Origin of the sequence: Flavobacterium sp. (genome assembly GCF_046296355.1) — a bacterium.
GTDB lineage: Bacteria > Bacteroidota > Bacteroidia > Flavobacteriales > Flavobacteriaceae > Flavobacterium.
Map to the genome: position 1 here is coordinate 24,551 of NZ_JBKBLM010000021.1, position 19,040 is coordinate 43,590.

The 19,040-nt window shown below is 38.0% G+C and carries 13 protein-coding genes and 1 riboswitch; of the genes, 3 read left to right on the forward strand and 10 right to left on the reverse strand.

The window, feature by feature from the left end; translation table 11 throughout:
- Nucleotides 1-177: 177 nt before the first annotated feature.
- From metF to ACK4HO_RS09335, 7 genes are all read right to left on the reverse strand, one after another.
- Nucleotides 178-1,134 (reverse strand): methylenetetrahydrofolate reductase [NAD(P)H], encoded by a 957-nt coding sequence (metF, locus tag ACK4HO_RS09305; protein WP_409665152.1) that lies wholly within the window; start codon nt 1,132-1,134, stop codon nt 178-180.
- A 70-nt stretch (nt 1,135-1,204) separates the two neighbouring features.
- Nucleotides 1,205-3,877, reverse strand: a complete 2,673-nt coding sequence (gene metH, locus ACK4HO_RS09310) for a methionine synthase (protein ID WP_409665154.1) — start codon at nt 3,875-3,877, stop codon at nt 1,205-1,207.
- A gap of 75 nt (nt 3,878-3,952) precedes the next feature.
- A complete protein-coding gene (locus ACK4HO_RS09315) occupies nt 3,953-4,945 on the reverse strand; it encodes a homocysteine S-methyltransferase family protein (protein ID WP_409665156.1) in 993 nt (330 codons plus the stop codon).
- Nucleotides 4,946-5,124: 179 nt separating this feature from the next.
- A riboswitch (SAM riboswitch) is annotated at nt 5,125-5,229 on the reverse strand.
- A 136-nt stretch (nt 5,230-5,365) separates the two neighbouring features.
- Nucleotides 5,366-6,466: an aspartate kinase gene (locus ACK4HO_RS09320; RefSeq protein WP_409665158.1), complete on the reverse strand. Its 1,101-nt coding sequence runs from the start codon at nt 6,464-6,466 to the stop codon at nt 5,366-5,368.
- Complete coding sequence (locus tag ACK4HO_RS09325; protein WP_409665160.1) at nt 6,453-7,454, reverse strand: alpha/beta fold hydrolase; 1,002 nt, start codon at nt 7,452-7,454, stop codon at nt 6,453-6,455. The genes ACK4HO_RS09320 and ACK4HO_RS09325 overlap by 14 nt, the downstream gene beginning before the upstream one ends.
- A gap of 89 nt (nt 7,455-7,543) precedes the next feature.
- Nucleotides 7,544-8,005: an OsmC family protein gene (locus tag ACK4HO_RS09330; RefSeq protein ID WP_409665162.1), complete on the reverse strand. Its 462-nt coding sequence runs from the start codon at nt 8,003-8,005 to the stop codon at nt 7,544-7,546.
- A gap of 1 nt (nt 8,006) precedes the next feature.
- The gene (locus tag ACK4HO_RS09335) at nt 8,007-9,299 is read right to left on the reverse strand and encodes an O-acetylhomoserine aminocarboxypropyltransferase/cysteine synthase family protein (RefSeq protein WP_409665164.1); all 1,293 of its coding nucleotides are present in this window, start codon (nt 9,297-9,299) and stop codon (nt 8,007-8,009) included.
- Nucleotides 9,300-9,992: 693 nt separating this feature from the next.
- On the opposite strand from ACK4HO_RS09335, the gene metK reads away from it, so the two are divergent.
- Nucleotides 9,993-11,243, forward strand: coding sequence for a methionine adenosyltransferase (gene metK, locus ACK4HO_RS09340; RefSeq protein WP_187659553.1), 1,251 nt, complete (start codon nt 9,993-9,995; stop codon nt 11,241-11,243).
- A gap of 72 nt (nt 11,244-11,315) precedes the next feature.
- Here the strand turns inward: metK and ACK4HO_RS09345 are convergent, their stop codons facing one another.
- From ACK4HO_RS09345 to ACK4HO_RS09355, 3 genes are all read right to left on the reverse strand, one after another.
- Complete coding sequence (locus tag ACK4HO_RS09345) at nt 11,316-13,652, reverse strand: hypothetical protein (RefSeq protein WP_409665166.1); 2,337 nt, start codon at nt 13,650-13,652, stop codon at nt 11,316-11,318.
- Between the two features lie 146 nt (nt 13,653-13,798).
- Nucleotides 13,799-16,549, reverse strand: a complete 2,751-nt coding sequence (locus tag ACK4HO_RS09350; RefSeq protein WP_409665168.1) for a carboxypeptidase-like regulatory domain-containing protein — start codon at nt 16,547-16,549, stop codon at nt 13,799-13,801.
- Nucleotides 16,550-16,579: 30 nt separating this feature from the next.
- On the reverse strand, nt 16,580-17,476 hold the full coding sequence (locus tag ACK4HO_RS09355) for a GLPGLI family protein (protein ID WP_409665170.1): 897 nt from the start codon (nt 17,474-17,476) through the stop codon (nt 16,580-16,582).
- Between the two features lie 118 nt (nt 17,477-17,594).
- Between ACK4HO_RS09355 and ACK4HO_RS09360 the strand changes: the two genes are divergently transcribed.
- Together ACK4HO_RS09360 and ACK4HO_RS09365 are read left to right on the forward strand one after the other, a co-directional pair.
- Nucleotides 17,595-18,389, forward strand: a complete 795-nt coding sequence (locus tag ACK4HO_RS09360) for a hypothetical protein (RefSeq protein WP_409665172.1) — start codon at nt 17,595-17,597, stop codon at nt 18,387-18,389.
- A complete protein-coding gene (locus ACK4HO_RS09365; RefSeq protein WP_409665174.1) occupies nt 18,389-19,003 on the forward strand; it encodes a deoxynucleoside kinase in 615 nt (204 codons plus the stop codon). Before ACK4HO_RS09360 ends, ACK4HO_RS09365 begins: the two co-directional genes overlap by 1 nt.
- Nucleotides 19,004-19,040: the final 37 nt, after the last annotated feature.

Below are 19,040 nucleotides of genomic sequence, written 5' to 3' on the forward strand. Positions count from 1 at the left end.
ATAATTAATAGAATACCTAATTGTCATTTCGACAAAGGAGAAATCTGGAGCGAATGGCTTGGACATTTTTGTTGGCTAGATTCCCGCTTTTCGTTACAATAAAAAAACCTTCAATTGAAGGTTTTTTATTTCCACTGCAATCGGGGCTAAATAGGATTGGTCTTTTGTAAAATCAGTTTAAAAAACCTGTTTCGCTATCGCCTTAATATTCTCTGCTTTCCCCATAGAATAGTAATGCAACACCGGAATTCCGGCAGCAACAAGTTCCTTACTTTGCTGTGTACACCATTCAATTCCAATTTCTTTTACCTCATCGTTGTCTTTCGCCTTTACCACTGCCATGATTAAATCATCTGGCAATTCTAAACTGAATCGGTGCGGAATCAAATTCAATTGCTTCTTAGTCGCAATCGGTTTCAAACCCGGAATAATAGGAACTGTGATTCCGGCAGCGCGACATTTGTCCACAAAATCAAAGAATTTTTTATTGTCAAAAAACATTTGCGTAATAATGTATTCCGCTCCGTTTTTGATTTTTTGTTTTAAGAAATGGATATCGCTGTCCAAACTCGGCGCTTCCATGTGTTTCTCAGGATAACCCGCAACACCAATACAGAAATTAGTCTGCGCCGAATTTTTCAAATCTTCATCCAAATAAATCCCGTTGTTCAAATTGCTGATTTGGGTTACCAACTCGGTAGCATACATATTTCCGTCTTTCTCAGGATGAAAATAGGTTTCGGTTTTCAAAGCATCGCCGCGAAGTGCGACAACGTTATCGATTCCGAGAAAATCCAAGTCAATCAACAAGTTCTCGGTGTCTTCTTTGGTGAAACCACCACACAATATATGCGGAATCGCATCGACATTGTATTTGTTCTGAATTCCGGCACAAATTCCAACCGTTCCCGGGCGTTTTTTGACCACTTTCTTTTGCAACAAACCGCTTGGCAGTTCTTTGTATTCGTATTCCTCACGATGGTAAGTCACATCAATAAACGGCGGATTGAACTCCATCAACGGATCAATACTGTCAAAAATCGACTGGATGTTTTGCCCTTTCAATGGCGGTAAAATCTCGAAAGAGAATAACGGTTTACCGTTGGCGTTTTGGATATGTTGGGTTACTTTCATAATTTTTTGGTTGTATGTTGTGAGTTGTATGTTGTAAGTTTCTAACCTAGAACTTACAACCTAGAACTTTTTAATCTGCAATATTTGGGCTTAACCACTTAGTGGCAACTTCTGTACTAATTCCTCTTCTTTTGGCGTAATCTATAACTTGGTCTTCTTTTATTTTTCCGAGTCCGAAATACTTGCTTTCCGGATTCGCAAAATAATAGCCCGAAACCGAAGACGCCGGCCACATCGCCATACTTTCAGTCAGTTTCACACCTATTTCTTGTTCCACGTTTAGAAGTTTCCAAATTGTTGGTTTCTCCAAATGGTCAGGACAAGCAGGATAACCCGGCGCCGGACGGATGCCTTTGTACTCTTCGTCAATCAAATCTTGGTTTGATAAACTTTCATCTGAAGCGTAACCCCAAATTTCTTTTCGCACTTTTAAGTGTAAATATTCCGCGAAAGCTTCGGCCAATCGGTCACCAAGTGCTTTCACTAAAATCGAGTTGTAATCGTCTAATTGTTTTTCAAATTCGGCAGCTTTTTCGTCTACACCAAATCCGGTTGTCACACAAAAACACCCTATATAATCTTGTATTCCGTTGTCTTTTGGGGCTACGAAATCGGCTAATGCGATGTTTGGTGCGCCGGCAGTTTTTTGAGATTGTTGGCGTAAAGTCAGGAACTTCACCAATTCTTTTCCGCTTTCATCCAAAACCTGAATATCGTCATCATTCACTTGGTTCGCAGGATATATTCCAAGGATTCCTTTGGCAGTCAACCACTTTTCAGAAACGATTTGGTTTAACATTTTTTGGGCATCGGCAAATAAAGCTGTGGCTTGTTCACCTACAACCTCATCGGTCAAAATCGCCGGATATTTTCCAAACAATTCCCACGAACTGAAAAAAGGCGTCCAATCAATAAAATCAACAAGTTGCGACAATTCCACTTCAATGGTTTTTGTTCCGATAAAATTCGGTTTTACCGGACTGAAATTATCCCAATCCAATTGCAATTTGTTCTTACGTGCATCTTCAATCGAATGGTAATTTTTATCTCGGCTTCGGTTCAAATAACCTTCTCGGAGTTTGTCATATTCAGCACGAACGGTTTTGGCATATGCTACTTTAGTTTCCGCTTGCAACAAATTACTCGCTACGGTTACCGCACGTGACGCATCGTTTACATGCACTACGGTTTCCTTATATTCCGGTGCTATTTTTACAGCGGTATGCGCTCTCGAAGTCGTTGCACCACCAATCATTACCGGAATTTTGATGTTGAGTTTGTCCATTTCTTTGGCCAAATACACCATTTCATCCAGCGAAGGTGTAATCAATCCGCTCAACCCAATGATGTCAACATTCTCGCGAACGGCAGCTTCAATGATTTTTTCCGGCGGCACCATTACGCCTAAATCGATAATTTCGAAGTTGTTGCAACCTAGAACTACCGCTACTATATTTTTACCAATGTCATGTACATCGCCTTTTACCGTTGCCATCAAGACTTTTCCTGCCGAGGAAGATTTTCCGTCTTTGGACGCTTCTATGTAAGGCAACAAATAAGCCACGGCTTTTTTCATCACACGCGCTGATTTTACTACTTGAGGCAAGAACATTTTTCCGCTTCCGAATAAATCACCTACTACATTCATTCCTGCCATCAAATTGACTTCGATTACTTCGATGGGTTTTTCGGCTAATTGGCGTGCTTCTTCGACATCTATTTCTATAAATTCGTCTATTCCTTTGACTAACGAATGGGTTAATCTTTCTTGTACTGAAGCGTTTCTCCATTCTTGAATGGCTTTTTCATTGGCTTTGAAATCGCCTTTGAAACTTTCGGCTAGATCCAATAATCTTTCCGTGGCATCTTCTCTTCTGTTTAATAAAACATCTTCTACATGTTCTAATAAAATTGGGTCAATTTCATCATAAATCTCGAGCATTTCCGGATTTACAATTCCCATTGTCATCCCGTTTTTTATGGCATGATATAAAAAAGCCGAGTGCATCGCTTCACGCACTTTGTCATTTCCTCGAAACGAAAACGAAACGTTACTCACACCACCGGAAACGCCGGCATAAGGCAAGTTTTCACGTATCCATTTGGTCGCTCTGAAGAAATCTAAAGCGTTTAGTTTGTGTTCTTCCATTCCCGTAGCTACGGGGAAAATATTCGGGTCGAAGATGATGTCTTCTGCAGGAAAATGAACCTCATTGACTAAAATATCATACGAGCGTTTACAGATTTCTATTCTTCTTTCATAGTTATCAGCTTGACCATCTTCGTCGAAAGCCATTACGATTACTGCTGCGCCGTATCTTTTAATCAATTTGGCATGATGGATGAAAGCATCTTTTCCTTCCTTTAGTGAAATAGAATTTACGACACCTTTTCCTTGCACGACTTTCAAACCGGCTTCGATGATTTCCCATTTGGAGCTGTCAATCATCACCGGAACTCGAGCAATATCAGGTTCGGCGGCAATTAGGTTTAGGAATTTGGTCATAGCGTAAACCCCATCGAGCATTCCTTCGTCCATATTGACGTCGATGATTTGCGCACCGCCTTCTACTTGGTCGCGAGCAACCGAAAGAGCCTCGTTGTAATTTTCCTCTTTAATTAAACGAAGGAATTTACGTGAACCGGTTACGTTAGTTCGTTCGCCTACGTTGATGAAATTACTTTCCGGTGTAACGATTAGCGGTTCTAAACCGGATAATTTTAAATATTTTGTTTCTGACATTTTTATTATATTTTCTCGCTAAGGCGCAAAGACACAAAGTTTTTTAGCCACGGATTACACTGATTTTCACAGATTTTAATTAGCATGGATGAGAACATTTCGTGCTTGAAATTCTTTAGCAACTTCGGCGATGGCTTTGATGTGTTCCGGGGTCGTACCGCAACAGCCGCCTATGATGTTGACTAAATTGTCTTGTAAATATTCTTTAATCAGTGCTTGCATCTCCGCTGGCGTTTGGTCATATTGGCCGAAAGCATTGGGTAAGCCTGCGTTAGGATGTGCGGAAATATTTAAAGTCGTATTGTGTGCTAATCTTTTTAAATAAGGTTTTAATTGGTCAGCGCCGAGGGCACAATTAAATCCTATACTCAATAAAGGAATATGCGCGATTGAAATCAAAAACGCTTCTACCGTTTGTCCTGATAAAGTTCTTCCTGACGCATCGGTAATTGTTCCTGAAACCATAACCGGAATATCTAAATTGCGCTCTTCTTTTACTTCTTCGATGGCGAATAAAGCCGCTTTGGCGTTTAGCGTGTCGAAAATAGTTTCCACCAAAAGCACATCACAACCGCCGTCGATTAAAGCTTCTACTTGTTGTTTGTAGGCGATGCGCAAATCGTCAAAAGTTACGGCTCTGAATCCGGGATCATTTACATCCGGAGACATTGAAGCCGTTCTGTTTGTTGGTCCGATTGATCCCGCTACGAAACGTGGTCTATCAGTAAACTCGTCTGCTACTTCTCTCGCTATTTTGGCGGATTGGTAATTGAGTTCGTAAACCAAATCTTCTAAGTGGTAATCGGCCATCCCGATGGTGGTTCCTGAAAATGTATTAGTTTCAACAATATCAGCACCGGCTTCGAAATACAAGCGATGAACCTGTTTTACCGCTTCGGGTTGGGTGATGGAAAGCAAATCATTGTTGCCTTTTAGCGGATGTGGAAAATCTTTGAAACGCTCGCCTCGGAAGTCTTCTTCGGAGAAGTTATTGCGTTGCAGCATGGTTCCCATGGCGCCGTCAAGGACAAGGATTCTTTCTTTGATGGCTTGTTGTATTTTTGACATATTTTTTAAATTTCACGAAGTTTCACGAAGAAACCCAGAGATACACAAAGATTACTAATTAGCCCCGATTGACGCGACTGCCATGCAGTGCAAAAAGCGGGAATATGGACTGCAAAAAAGCGCAAGCCTTTCGCTCCTAAAAAAATTATATGTTATCGTGAAAGTGAGAAGAATTCTCGGGGTTATCTGCTCTCGATAAATCGAGATAGAATGTAGCACCTTCTTTTGGCAAAGGGTTGCTAAGCTTTCAACGGGTCTATTCCCTCCAGCTTTCGTGATAACGAACAATAAGTTTATGAACGTTGCAAAGTAATGACACAGAATTCACATTTGCAAGGGTTTTGGAAAAATAAAAACCTACAACGTTTTCGCGCTGTAGGTTTTTGGGGTGAATGGTTGGCTAGTTATATTTGAATCGGTTTATAACCAAATCGCTTCTTTGATTTTAATTTTCTCAGCAACATTGAGAATGTCGGTCAAAACGCCACGAGCCGTGACTTGTTTTCCGGCACCGGCGCCTTGAATGACGATTGGGATTTCGCCATAAGATTTAGTGTAAATTTCGATTAGGTTGTCGGCGCCTTTGAGTTGGCCCAATGGAGAACTTTTGGGAACCGAAACCAGTTTAACTTCTAATTGCTTGTTCTTGACATCTAATTTGCCTACATAGCGCAGCACATGACTGTCGGCTTGGGTGATTTTGGCAATTTGAAAGGGTTTGTCAAACAATTGTTTGTTGATTGCATACTCAGATTTGGCGCTTTTTTCATTTAGATTGGGAAGCAAAAGGGATTCGATTTTGATATCGGTAAACTCAAATTCTTGTTCGATTTCACGGGCGAGAATCAATAATTTTCTGGCTACATCGTGTCCGGATAAGTCGTCTCGGGAATCGGGTTCGGTAAAGCCTTTTTTCTCGGCGTCGAGTAAAATTTTAGAAAACGGCAATTCTTCCGCAGAAAAACGGTTGAAGATATAGCTTAGCGAACCTGAGAATACGCCACGGATTTTAGTGATTTCTTCACCCGAAAAGTGTAAATCGTTTATCGTTTGAACGACTGGTAAACCTGCGCCGACATTGGTTTCGTATAAAAAGGTTTTGTCGTGTTTCTTTAGATTTCTTCTCAGTTCTTTGTAGAAATCGAAGTGTAACGTATTGGCTTTTTTATTGGCGGCGACGATATTGAAACCGTTTTGGATTAACGGAATGTAATTTTTGATGATGTCTTGACTGGCAGTTGCATCAACAGCTATCAGGTTTTCCAACTGTTGTTCTTGAACATATTCGATGATGTCTTCGATTCTGAACGGAATGGCGGATTGGGCGAAATTGGCTTCCCATTGGTTTTTGAGTCCGTCTTTTTCGAAGAAGGCTAAAGTGGAATTGGTGATGATGGGAAATCTCAAATCGATGTTTCTTTTTTCGAGAAAGAATTTTTGACTTTCGATGACTTGGTTGACCAAAGTGCTACCGACATTTCCGATACCGAAAAGGACTATATTGATTCTAAGCGTTGACATATGTTTCTTGTTTTTGTTTGTTAAAAATGGGTGATAAAATTTGGGCTAATTGTTCGAATTCAATTAAAAAAGCGTCGTGTCCGTGTATTGATTTTATTTCGTGATAGAAGACATTGTCTTTTATCGGTTTTAAGTTTTCAACAGTTTCCCGATTTTCATCCGGAATAAAAAAGTAATCTGTGTCTACTGCAACCACGTGAATTTTGCCTTGAATATCTTTGGCTACAGCCAAAAAATCATTTCTGTCTCGAGTGATATCATTGGTTTTGAGCAAATGGTTCATCAATTTGTAAGCTGATAACCGAAAGCGGTTTTTGAGTTTTACGCCGTGATTAGCCAACCAATTCTCGATTTGAAACACTGAAGAATCATTGAATTTGCTTCTTTGAAAACGTTGGTTAATGGATTGAGGTGTTCGGTACAACAACATGGCGTGTAATCTCGCGTCTGCAATGGGATCATCAGAATTGTTCAATACTTGGTCTTGGATTAAGACATTGGCGATGACCCAATCGGTGGCTTTCCAATCGGTGGCTATTGGGATTAGATTTTGAACGGCATTCGGTTTTAAAACTGCCATTTCCCAGGCTACTGCTCCGCCTAAACTTCCTCCGATAACCGCAAAAACTTGTTCTGCTTTTAGGAAATCTAAACCTTCCCAAAAAATTCTGGCAACATCCCGAATAGTAAAATCTTTATAAGTGGAAATCAAATTGCCGAAGTTGTCATCATAGCCATTTCCTGGAATATTGAAAGCAATTACCGTAAAATGATTGGTGTCGATAACTTTTTCTTCGCCTATTAAATCGTTCCACCATCCATTTTCTCCCGTAACATTGGAGTTTCCGGTTAAAGCGTGATTGACTACAACAACTGGCGAAGTGCCTATGGCTTGACCAAAAGTTTGATAAAATAACGGAAGGTAAGGTCGTTGTTTTCCGTTTTCCAAACTAAAATTGAACAAATCTATTTTTTCCAACTTTTTCATGTTATTTTTTTAAAGTTTTTTAAAAGACTGCCTTCAACCTCAACTTTGAAGACAGTCTTAACAAACAAACCAAACCAATGGTTTTTTCTTTACAGTATCGTTTCTGTAGGTTCATATTCTTTAACCAAAACGACTGAAACCGGCGTTGGATTGATCAAATTGTCCTGAACCGGGCAACGGTTTTCTACGGTAATTAACCAATCTTTCAATTGGTCCAAAGTCGCATCAGATGTTGGTTTTACTGTTACTTCTATCGATTTAAATCCGGCTCTTTCATCGCTGATTTTTCCTTGGTATTTGTCTAAACTTAAGGTTCCGGAGATTTCTACTTGAAGTGATTTTAAATCGATACCTTGTTCTTTGGCTACCAATTTCACGACAGCATTGATGCAACCGGCATAACCGGCCAAAATGTATTCTATCGGACTCGGTCCTTCCAGTTCAGAAAATTGATCATTTTTACTAATTCTGATGTCGAAGTTTTGGGCTTTGACTACGAATTGGTTACTGTTTTTGGCATAGCCTAGTACGTTTACGGTTTTTGTGCTCATGTTATACGGTTTGTGGGGTTTTAATTTTTACAAAGGCTTCTTTCAAATCGGCTTTCAAGTCGTCGATATTTTCTAAACCAACAGACAAACGGATTAAGTCTTTGGTTACTCCGGTAGACTCTTGTTCGGCATCAGATAATTGTTGGTGCGTCGTGCTTGCCGGATGGATGATTAAGGATTTAGTGTCTCCAATATTGGCTAGTAACGAGAACAATTTGGTTTCATCAGCTACTTTCTTGGCTGCTTCAAATCCGCCTTTCAGACCGAAAGTTACGATGCCACTTTTGCCTTCCGGTAAATATTCATCGGCTAGAGCTTTGTATTTAGAAGTTTCTAATCCAGGATAATTTACCCATGCTACTTCTTCTTGGGTTTGCAACCATTGGGCTAAGGCCAAAGCATTTTCGCTGTGTTTTTTGATTCTGATTTCCAAAGTTTCCAAGCCTTGAATCGTTTGGAACGCGTTAAATGGACTTAAAGATGCTCCGAAATCGCGCAATCCTTCGATTCTTACTTTGGCTATGAATGACGCTGCGCCCAAAGCTTCATAGTATTTCAAACCGTGGTAACCAGCTGATGGTTCGGTGAATTCAGGGAATTTCCCGTTGCTCCAGTCAAAGTTTCCAGCATCGATGATAACGCCTCCAAGTGAAGTTCCGTTTCCGGTAATGTATTTGGTTAACGAGTGAATGACAATGTCAGCTCCGAACTGAATTGGGTTTAACAAATAGGGCGTAGCGACTGTATTGTCCACAATGAAAGGTACTTTAAACCCTTTGGCTGCAACCGAAATCGCTTTCAAATCGAGTACATCTAATTTTGGGTTACCCAAACTTTCAGCGAAAAACGCTCTGGTATTTTCTTGGGCGGCTTTTGTAAAGTTTTCAGGGTTTGACGGATCAACGAAAGTCGTTGTGATGCCTAATCTTGGTAAAGTTACGTTCAACAAGTTGTAAGTTCCGCCGTAAAGACTGTTGGAGGCAACGATATGGTCACCCGCTTTTAGCAAAACCAATAAACTCGTAGCAATTGCTGCAGTTCCAGAAGCGGTAACTACGGCTCCGATTCCGCCTTCGAGTGCGGCTAAGCGTTGTTCCAAAATGTCGTTGGTCGGATTGTTTAATCGAGTGTAGATGAATCCGGCTTCGGCTAGACCAAAAAGATTGGCTGCGTGGTCAGAATTGTTGAATACATACGAAGTCGTTTGGTAAATCGGAACCGCTCTGGTTCCTGCGTTTTTAGTAACGTCGTGTCCTGCGTGTAAGGCGTTTGTTGCGAATTTTTTTGTGCTCATGATTTTGAAATTTAATTGTTAGATATTTAGATTATTAATTTTTGGGAATAAAAAAAGTCCTTTTGGATGGCTTACCAAAAGGACTTTAAGAACAAGTATTGAAACTTCGATTAAGTCTTCCGCTTTTGGTAATAGGGTATGTCGATACAACAACACATCATCATGTGCATCATACGGTTGTTCATTATCATATTTTTTCCTGTTGCGATCATTACTTTAAATTATTTTTCTGGATTTGTTTAAATAAAAAAACCCCTGCGGTTGGCAGAGGTTTAATTGTATATATTTTAAAAATTTAAAATTATGCAATAGCGTCCTCTGCGGAATTTTTCCACATCATGCGACACATATTGCAAATAATAAATTTCATTTTTGTTTCTTTTTGTTGGGGCAAACTTCTGAATGTTTTTTCAATTGACCAAACAAAATTTGAAAATTTAACATTTGGAGTTTGTTTATATATATTTAAATACTACGTATTTAGAATTTTGAAATAATCATAAAAAAAATAAAAAAAGCAAAATAGTTTTTTGTATTCTAAATAGTCTTTATACATTTGCAATCTAAAAATGAGAGGAAAAATTTGAACTGATTGCAACCTCGTAAAAAAATGCTAAAGCAGAAACTCTCCTTTAGCTTTCGTAGCAATCTTCTCTTTTTTCACTAAAAATTAATATAAACTAAAATATAGTTATGGCTTATTTATTTACGTCGGAGTCGGTTAGTGAAGGACATCCGGACAAAGTTGCAGACCAAATTAGTGATGCGTTAATCGACAACTTTTTAGCATTTGATGCTGAATCAAAAGTGGCTTGTGAAACGCTTGTTACTACAGGTCAGGTAATTTTGGCTGGTGAAGTAAAATCAAGCACTTATCTTGACGTTCAACAAATTGCAAGAGAAGTAATCAAAAAAATCGGATATACTAAAAGTGAGTATATGTTTGATGCCGATTCTTGTGGTATTCTTTCGGCCATTCACGAACAATCTGCTGATATTAACCAAGGTGTAGACAGAGCTAGTAAAGAAGAGCAAGGTGCCGGTGACCAAGGAATGATGTTTGGTTACGCAACAAATGAGACTGAAAACTATATGCCATTGGCTTTGGATCTGTCTCATGCTTTGTTAATCGAATTGGCTAACTTAAGAAGAGAAAATAACGAAATCAAATACCTTCGTCCTGACGCTAAATCGCAAGTGACTTTAGAGTATTCTGATGACAACAAACCGGTTAGAATTGACGCGATTGTAATTTCAACACAACACGATGATTTCGGTCCGGAAGCAGAAATGTTGGCTAAAATTAAAAGCGATTTGATTTCGATTTTGATTCCGAGAATTAAAGCAAAATACCCACAATACGCTCATTTATTCAATGACAATATTACTTACCACATCAACCCAACCGGAAAATTCGTTATTGGCGGACCACACGGTGATACAGGCTTGACAGGAAGAAAAATTATCGTTGATACTTATGGTGGAAAAGGCGCTCACGGTGGTGGTGCATTCTCAGGAAAAGATCCTTCAAAAGTAGACCGTTCTGCGGCTTATGCGACGCGTCACATTGCTAAAAACTTAGTGGCTGCAGGATTGTGTGATGAAGTTCTAGTTCAAGTTTCTTATGCGATTGGAGTAGCAAAACCAACTTCAATCAACGTAGTAACTTACGGCACTTCAAAAGTGAATTTGACAGACGGAGAAATTAGTAAAATAGTTGAAAACGTATTTGATATGCGTCCGTACTTTATTGAGCAACGTTTGAAATTGAGAAACCCAATTTACAGCGAAACAGCAGCTTACGGTCACATGGGAAGAACACCGGAAACGGTTACTAAAACTTTCCAATTGCCGAATGGCGCTCCAAAAACAGTAACAGTAGAGTTGTTTACTTGGGAGAAATTGGATTATGTTGACAAAGTGAAAACGGCTTTCGGGATTTAACCGCAAAGGCGCAAAGTTATACGCGAAGTTCGCAAAGAAAAACCCCAACTCGATAAGTTGGGGTTTTTGTTTTTAGTAAGTTCCGTTTTGCATTCGCTCTAAAACTTCTTTGTATTCATTTAAAGTGGATTTGTCATCAACCGGCACATTGTCAATCGCTTTTTGCTCGGTGAGTAAGGCTTGTTCTTTTTGGTTGTTCCTGTAATACAATTGGGCCAAAGTGTCTAAATATCGGTGTTCCGTTTTAAAGACTTTTACACTGGCTTCACTCCATTTGATGGCATTTTGAATAATACTCACATCCTTATTATTGTACTCTACCACTTCCCAAGCCACGGTATTGGCCAAATCACAAAACTCTTCTTTAAATCCTAGCCAAGAGCGGTGATGGCTTTTTTGAGCGGTATAGATTTCGTCTAAAGTTTCAAACAAACTGGTGTTTTTAGATTCTATTGTTTGGAAATATTCGGCGTATTCTTTGAAATACAAGGAGTAATCGTTAGGATAAGCTTCTTTGACATTGGTCAAATAATTTTTAAAGTCGCTTTGATTGAATCCTGAAATTTTCAAAAAAGTTTTATAATACTCCACCAGTTTTAATTGGTGTGCTTTTGAAACCGGAATGGACTCTGAATTAGGATTCTGGAAGAACGAGCTTAAAACTGAGTCTATACTTCTGTTGGCATTGTTATTTCTAAAGCCATAAATATAACTTTCTTCATTTTCAGTTGGGCTTTCTTCCCTTTTTTGTAACTCTTTATAATGTTTGAATAAGTAATTCAACATCATAAAATCGGTGTTGGTGATTGACTTGGGTTGTCCGTATAATTTATAAAGAAATCCTGTATTGAGCAATTCTCTTTTACAAAGCAACCCAAATTCTTCATCGTAAGTTTCTTTTCGGGTGTAGAAATCTACAATTAGTTGCCACTTCTCGGCTAGAATTTCTTTTGGAGTTATTATGTTGTACAAATTTTCGGGATTGTCAACATGAAGGTAATCATCCATTCCATCCACAACTGCTTCAACTGCAGTGGTATCGGCTACAGTCTCCTCATAATATTCTTCTTCTACTACGGCAGCGGCAGTATCAATTTCTTCAACCGCGACAGTATCTACAACACCTTCAGCAAACTCATTAAAATTCTTTTTGGTTTTGATGATTTCGGCAAATGACTTTTTGAATTCGGCCAACGTGGTTTTTTTGCTTTTCACCAATTTGTCCAATTTCACATGGGCATTGGCTCTTTTGACTTCGTCATAAACCGAATAATACATTTCAAACAAGCTCGCATTATCATCTAAAGTACCCGGTGTATGGTATAGCAAATCCCCATTGGCATCGACAAAAACCAAAGCTGTTTTGTCTTTAATCTTGAAGTTTTGCAGTAGCGATTGGTCTTTTTCGGTAGCCAAGTAATAATTAAAATTGTCTTTTTCTGCGTTATACTTTGTTCGCATAAAACGTGATAATCTTTGCTCTTTTTGGGTCACAAACTCAGTGAATTCTGTTTTACTGTTTTTACGGTTGTCGAAGGAAATCACCAAAAACTTTTCGGGTGTTTTTTCAAGACTTTTCAGGGCTTCGGTATAGGTTTTTAAAACCGGAAGTTTGAAATTATAGGTGTTGGTTTGGCGTCTTTCCAAATAACTGCTGTCAAATTCATCTTCATTTTCAAAACCGTTATTTTTCAACCAATCTTTTTCGTTAACAATATCGATGGGATTGATTTCATTTGCCGACGTTATTGTTGTTCCTTCTTTCTCAAAATCAAAAGCCGGATTCATTCTGCGTCCTTCTCTTACCGACAGTTTTTTGGTTTCTTTGTCTACAATTCCTTTTAACTCAATAGTGTGAAACAGATTATAGTCGTATTGCACTTCGATTTCATTCACACTTGGGTCAATTTGAAATTTGGTTACTACAGCGCCGCGTTTTCTGTCGTTTTCAACGAAGTATAAATATTTTGTCTTTTCAACATCTATTTTGACTTCTTTTTTTCTGGACATGTCATTTAAACCACTTTTACGAAAATAGTCATTGAGTGGCTTGTATTCAACAATAGTATGGTCGTCTTTTTGGGTTCCAATGTAAATGTTGTAACCGGCGTAAATTAAATTTTGGTTGTCAAATTTTAATTTAAACGTACTCGAAAAAGGCGCATCCTTGTTGATTTTAATCTTAAAACCCGACTCATTGGATTCCGAATTTTTAAACGTAATGGTATCGTTTTGAACCGTGTACTTTCCAAACAAGACAGCCATTTCAAATTGGTTGTCATCAAGGATTTTCAACATAATTTTCTGTCCTTTTGTGGTTGACTTATAAATGCCCGGCTCAAGTATTGGCGTTTGGGCATAACCGAATATAATGACTGAGAAAAAGAATAAAATAGAAAATTTTTTCATGAATGATGCTTTTATTGGCTACTGTAATACTTTTTAAAAATAATATATTTCACACAACTAACGAGCAATTGCTGAAAATATTATCTAAAAAAAAACTTCCACCAAAAAATAGCGGAAGCTTGCTTAAAAACCTAGTTGTAAAAGGCTTATAAATTGTATTTCAACGTTAGCATCACATAACGCGGTTGTACTCTGTATTGCGAAGTTCGTGTAGAAAATTGCGAGAAGTTGTCGTCGTTCAAAGACGTTGTATTGAGTAAATTGGTCGCCGAAATTTTATACTCCCATTTGCTGTCTTTGGTCTTTTGATAAATCAAACTCGCCGAAAGAAAATCGTATTCATTTTCAACCGATTTGTCTTCGTTGTAATAGTGATAAAACTCATATTCACTCACAAAAGAGAAGCTTTTCAGGAAGAAATAATCCAATTTTACTGTTGGTCTATCCGTGAAAAAAGTATCATTCGGATAATCATTGATGGTATAACTGTAACCTAATTCGATATTCGGTAAGTTTTTAAAATTAGTGGATGCTCTTAGATTGTACGTTTGGGTAAAACTTTCATTTGTTATCAAAATATCTTGGAATGTGGCTCTGTCAATTTGAATGTTATTGAATTTACTCCAATTTAAATTAACATTCAAAGAAGCCTTATAGTATTTATAGAAAGAGCGACCATAACTTCCGAAGAACGACAATGTCTCATCGGCAAACGCAGAGTTAAAAGGCGAAGACACTTGGTTTACATTGTCAAAGAACGCTCTGGTTTTAATGGCATCCACGGTACGATTGTAACTTACTGCGGCCGAAATATTTTCAAAATTGAACATGTTGTATTTAAAATAACGCAAAGAGTGCGATTGTTGAACAGCATTTTCTAAAGTCCTGTTTCCGCTTGACAAACTACTGTAATTATTCAAGACAAAACCTTCAGCTTGGCGATTGATGTCGGTGAAATTATTGGTAAACGAAAAATTATAGGTTAGCGTTTCTGCTTTTTTAATTTGGTACAACGCTAAGAAATCAGGCAAAATTCGAGTGAAGTTTTGCTTGTAACTCGTACCCAATTGCTCATTGTTCAAAGCATAAGTGTGGAAACTTACTCCGGGTGTAAACGTAAATTTACCGGTCAATACTTTGTAATGCAATCCCAAAAATGCGTCATTAAAGCGGTAATTGACATCATTAGTATTAGTTGTATTGTTTAAATTATTTACGTTTCCGTTGTCTAAAACTTGGTACATGCTCGAGTTGAAACTTTGATTAGAATAGGTATTCCCCAAAGTCACATTGATATTGCTTTTTGGCGTTAGCATGTAATAATAATCGAGCTTACTGTCTAATTTGTTGGTTTTCACAAAACGATTTTGGTTTAAATCGGTTCTGTTTTGTGCGGTGTCATACCCCAAAATATTGCTCGGTGGCAAGACTGACGTAAACGGATCAGATTGTAAATTGGCGTTGTAAAAAGGATTTTCATCTTGGTACAAATGCTGGCTTTCAAAAGCAAAAACGTGTTTTTCTGCCGCAGTATAATAAAAACTTAAGTTCTGATTTACGGTAACCGGATCTTGCTTTTTGCCGGTAAAAATATCTTCTATAGTTGAATTATCATCTTCATCGATGGTTTCTCTCAACAAGGAATTGTTCTCCTCTTGTTTGGAAAATTTGGCCAAAATATCATAATCAAACTGGAAGTTGGCATTCGGTTTATAACTTGAGCTTAGTTTGAACAAACCTAAATTACTTTTCTGATGCGCTATTTCAGCTCTGTTTTCAGTGGAGGCCACTTCTGTAGACGTTGGGTCTAAGAAATTAGTTGACGATACGGTTTCCAAATCGGTTATCGAAGAAGACAGTATGGCGAATCCGCTTATCGTCCAAGATTTGGTGGGATTGTACGAGAAATTGGTTGCCCCGAAATCGGTTTCAATTTCTTTGGCTCGATTGTTTCTAAGGAGTGAAATTCCTAAATCATTCGAAGACACGTTGAAACTCGAACCGCCTTTGGCCATCATACTTCTAAAACCGCCGGTGAATTTGAAATAATCCTGAATGGTCAGTGGTAATTCGCCTATATTATTAAAGTTGGTGATGATATTGACACTGTATTTCGGACTGTAATAAAACAATTTCGGATTGATATTGTAGCGGTCAAATTTTGATTCGGGACGAAAACCACCGGCTGCTGTGACATCACCAAACCAGAAGTTCTTCTTTCCGGATTTCAATTTGATGTTCATCGCTACGTTATCTTGGTTGTTTTCCACACCTTTTAGAATGGAATTTTCGTTGTAGTTTCTCAAAACCTGTACTTTATCAATGGCATCGGCTGGAATGTTTTTTACACCCAACTTGGTATCGCCATCAAAAAAATCTTTGCCTTCGACCATTAATTTGGTTACTTTTTTGCCTTCTACTTCTACTTCACCATCGGCATTGACTTCAACTCCGGGTAATTTTTTAAGAATATCTTCCAGTTTTCTTTCGGTACCGGTTTTGAACGAATCGGCATTGTAAACTATGGTGTCGCCTTTTATGGAAACCGGCATTTCGCGTACGATTTCGACTCCATCTAATTCGATACCTCCACTTTCCATGGTGATGTTTTGGGTGATATTTTCTGTTAAAGTCGTAACGGTTATCTCTTTATTTTTCATACCGAGGTAACTCAACTTAATCAGGTAAGTGGTATTCGGTTTCAGGTTTAAAACAAATTTTCCTTTATCGTTGGTGATGGCATAAGCGTCCATAGCTTTGGTGCCTTGGTTCATCGCCATGATATTGGCCATTTCTAGTGGCGCTTTGGTATTGTCTTGTATGATTCCTTCGAATCGGATGGTTTGCGCAGTGGCTAGGGTTGTCACCAAAAAAAATAGTAGCGAAAGTTTTTTCATGAAGTCTTTTTGAAATTGGATTTTTGAATATTATCTGGACATTCTCATTTGGAAACCGCCGCCGCGACCATTATTCATTTCCTGCATTTCTTCCATTTTTTTGACTACAATTTCGTCGTATTCTTTTTGAGAAACTTCTTTACCATTACTTGGTGCTTTTATTTCTGCTTTATCTTTTGGATTTAAAACAATTTTGGAACAAAGAATCGTCGTTTTGCCGTCATTAACTTCCAATATCAATCCGGGTAAACCCCAATAACCTTCCGGACCTTGACTTACCGGAATTTCCGGCGTGTACCAAGCGGTGATCGTGATTTCTTTAGGCAATTCTATTTGGTCCATAAAACTGGTTTTGGTACCATCTTTGGTTTCCTCTTTAGCTTTGTCATCCTTTTTTTCTTCTTCTTTTTTAGGTCGGAAGTTTCTAAAATCAGTCTTGCTCGCCGGAATAACCGCAGTGGCTTTGAAACAATTGTATCCGCCAATCACTCTGGTTTCACCGGTCATTTGCCAGTTGTAATTGACCAAAGAATCTTTAACTAAAAACTCTTTTCCCATAAATTCTTTATCCACTTTATAGGTCTTGTCTTTTACATTTTTGTAGTAAGTTCCGCCGCCGCCCATCATAGAGCTCATCATTCTGAAACCGCCTTGGCCTTGACCCGGAGCGTCAAGCTTTTCTTCTTCTTTATAAATGGAGGCTGATTTATCAAAGTTTAGAAAAAATGTCTTTTCAAACATCTTTTTCATGCGCTCTTCAATCATTTTCTGCATTTCGGGTGTTATTTCTTTATTGCCTTCGAAACGAGATTTGAAATCGGATGTACTGGTTTTTGATTCGTAAACGGCCATGCCTTGAAAGTCTTTTTGGGCATGAGTTACTAAATAAGAGAAGACAAAAAACGAAGCGAATACAATTTTTTTCATTGTTTTTGGTTTTGTTATAGCAAATATGACGAAAGTAAACGTAAAGTGTTACCAATGTTTTGTTAAAATATTGAGTTAGACTTATGGTAATTAGTAAGGTTTACTGTAAATTAGCACTATGATGAAAAGTGCCCTTTCTTTTATTATCCTACTCGTTTTCACCTCAGGTTTTGGTCAAAATCCGAAATTGAAAACCACTGAACTAAACGCTCAAGCTTTAGAAGACAAAATTTATGTAGGTTTTGATGGATTGGGGAACAACTATTTCATCAAAAACAATGTTTTTATCAAGCAAAATGAAGCGCAAACTTGGGAATACAAAAATGTAGCTTTGGGCAAAATCACTTCGGTTGACTATGTAAATCCGTTAAAAATATTGGTTTTCTATGAAGATTTTAATACGATAATCTTACTCGATAATCAATTAAACGAAATCCAAAAGCTGAATCTTTTTGAAATTGACAATACCATTTTTGCCTCAAAAATCGGCATGGCTTCACAGAATCAATTCTGGATTTACAATGCTTTAACCCAGCAAATCATGCTGTTTGATTACTTGAAAAACACTTCCAAAACCGTTGGTAATCCCATAGCTGAAAACATCAAGTACATCCAATCCGATTTTAATAATTTTTATTGGATTGACGAAATCAACAACTGGTATTCTATTGATATATTCGGCAAGGTGACCTTGTTAGCCAATATTCCGCCATTTGAAAAAATCCAAATCGTTGACCATGAAAAATTGCTATTTTCAAGAGACAACACTCTTTACTGCTTGAACAATCAATCCAAAACGGTTTTCGAAATCGAAATTGTTGAGAAATCGTTCCAAAATTTTTATTACAAAGACCAAATTTTAGCTATTTTTACCAACCAACAAATTAAAAATTTTAAAATAAAACTACCATAATGCACATAGCAGTAGCAGGAAATATAGGAGCAGGAAAGACCACACTAACGCGTTCATTAGCCAAACATTTTAAATGGGAACCTCATTTTGAAGACGTGGTTGACAATCCGTATTTGGATGATTTCTATCACCAAATGGAACGTTGGTCATTCAACTTGCAAATTTATTTCTTGAATTCGCGTTTTCGTCAAGTGTTACAAATTCGCGAAAGTGGCAAAAACATTATTCAGGATCGTACGATTTATGAAGATGCGCATATTTTTGCACCCAATTTACATGCGATGGGTTTAATGACCAACCGTGATTTCCAAAATTACACTTCGCTTTTTGAATTGATGGAAGGTTTGGTTGGTGCTCCGGATTTGTTGATTTATTTGAGAAGCTCTATTCCTAATTTGGTTTCCCAAATCCACAAACGCGGTCGCGACTACGAGAATACCATTTCTATTGACTATTTAAGCCGATTGAACGAACGCTACGAAGCTTGGATTACGACTTACGACAAAGGGAAGTTGTTAATTATTGATGTAGACAATATTGATTTCGTAAATAATCCGGAGGATTTAGGCAACATCATCAACCGAATTAATGCTGAAATAAACGGATTGTTTTAAAATAAGGAGCGAAATTCTCAGGCATTTTTGCCATCCA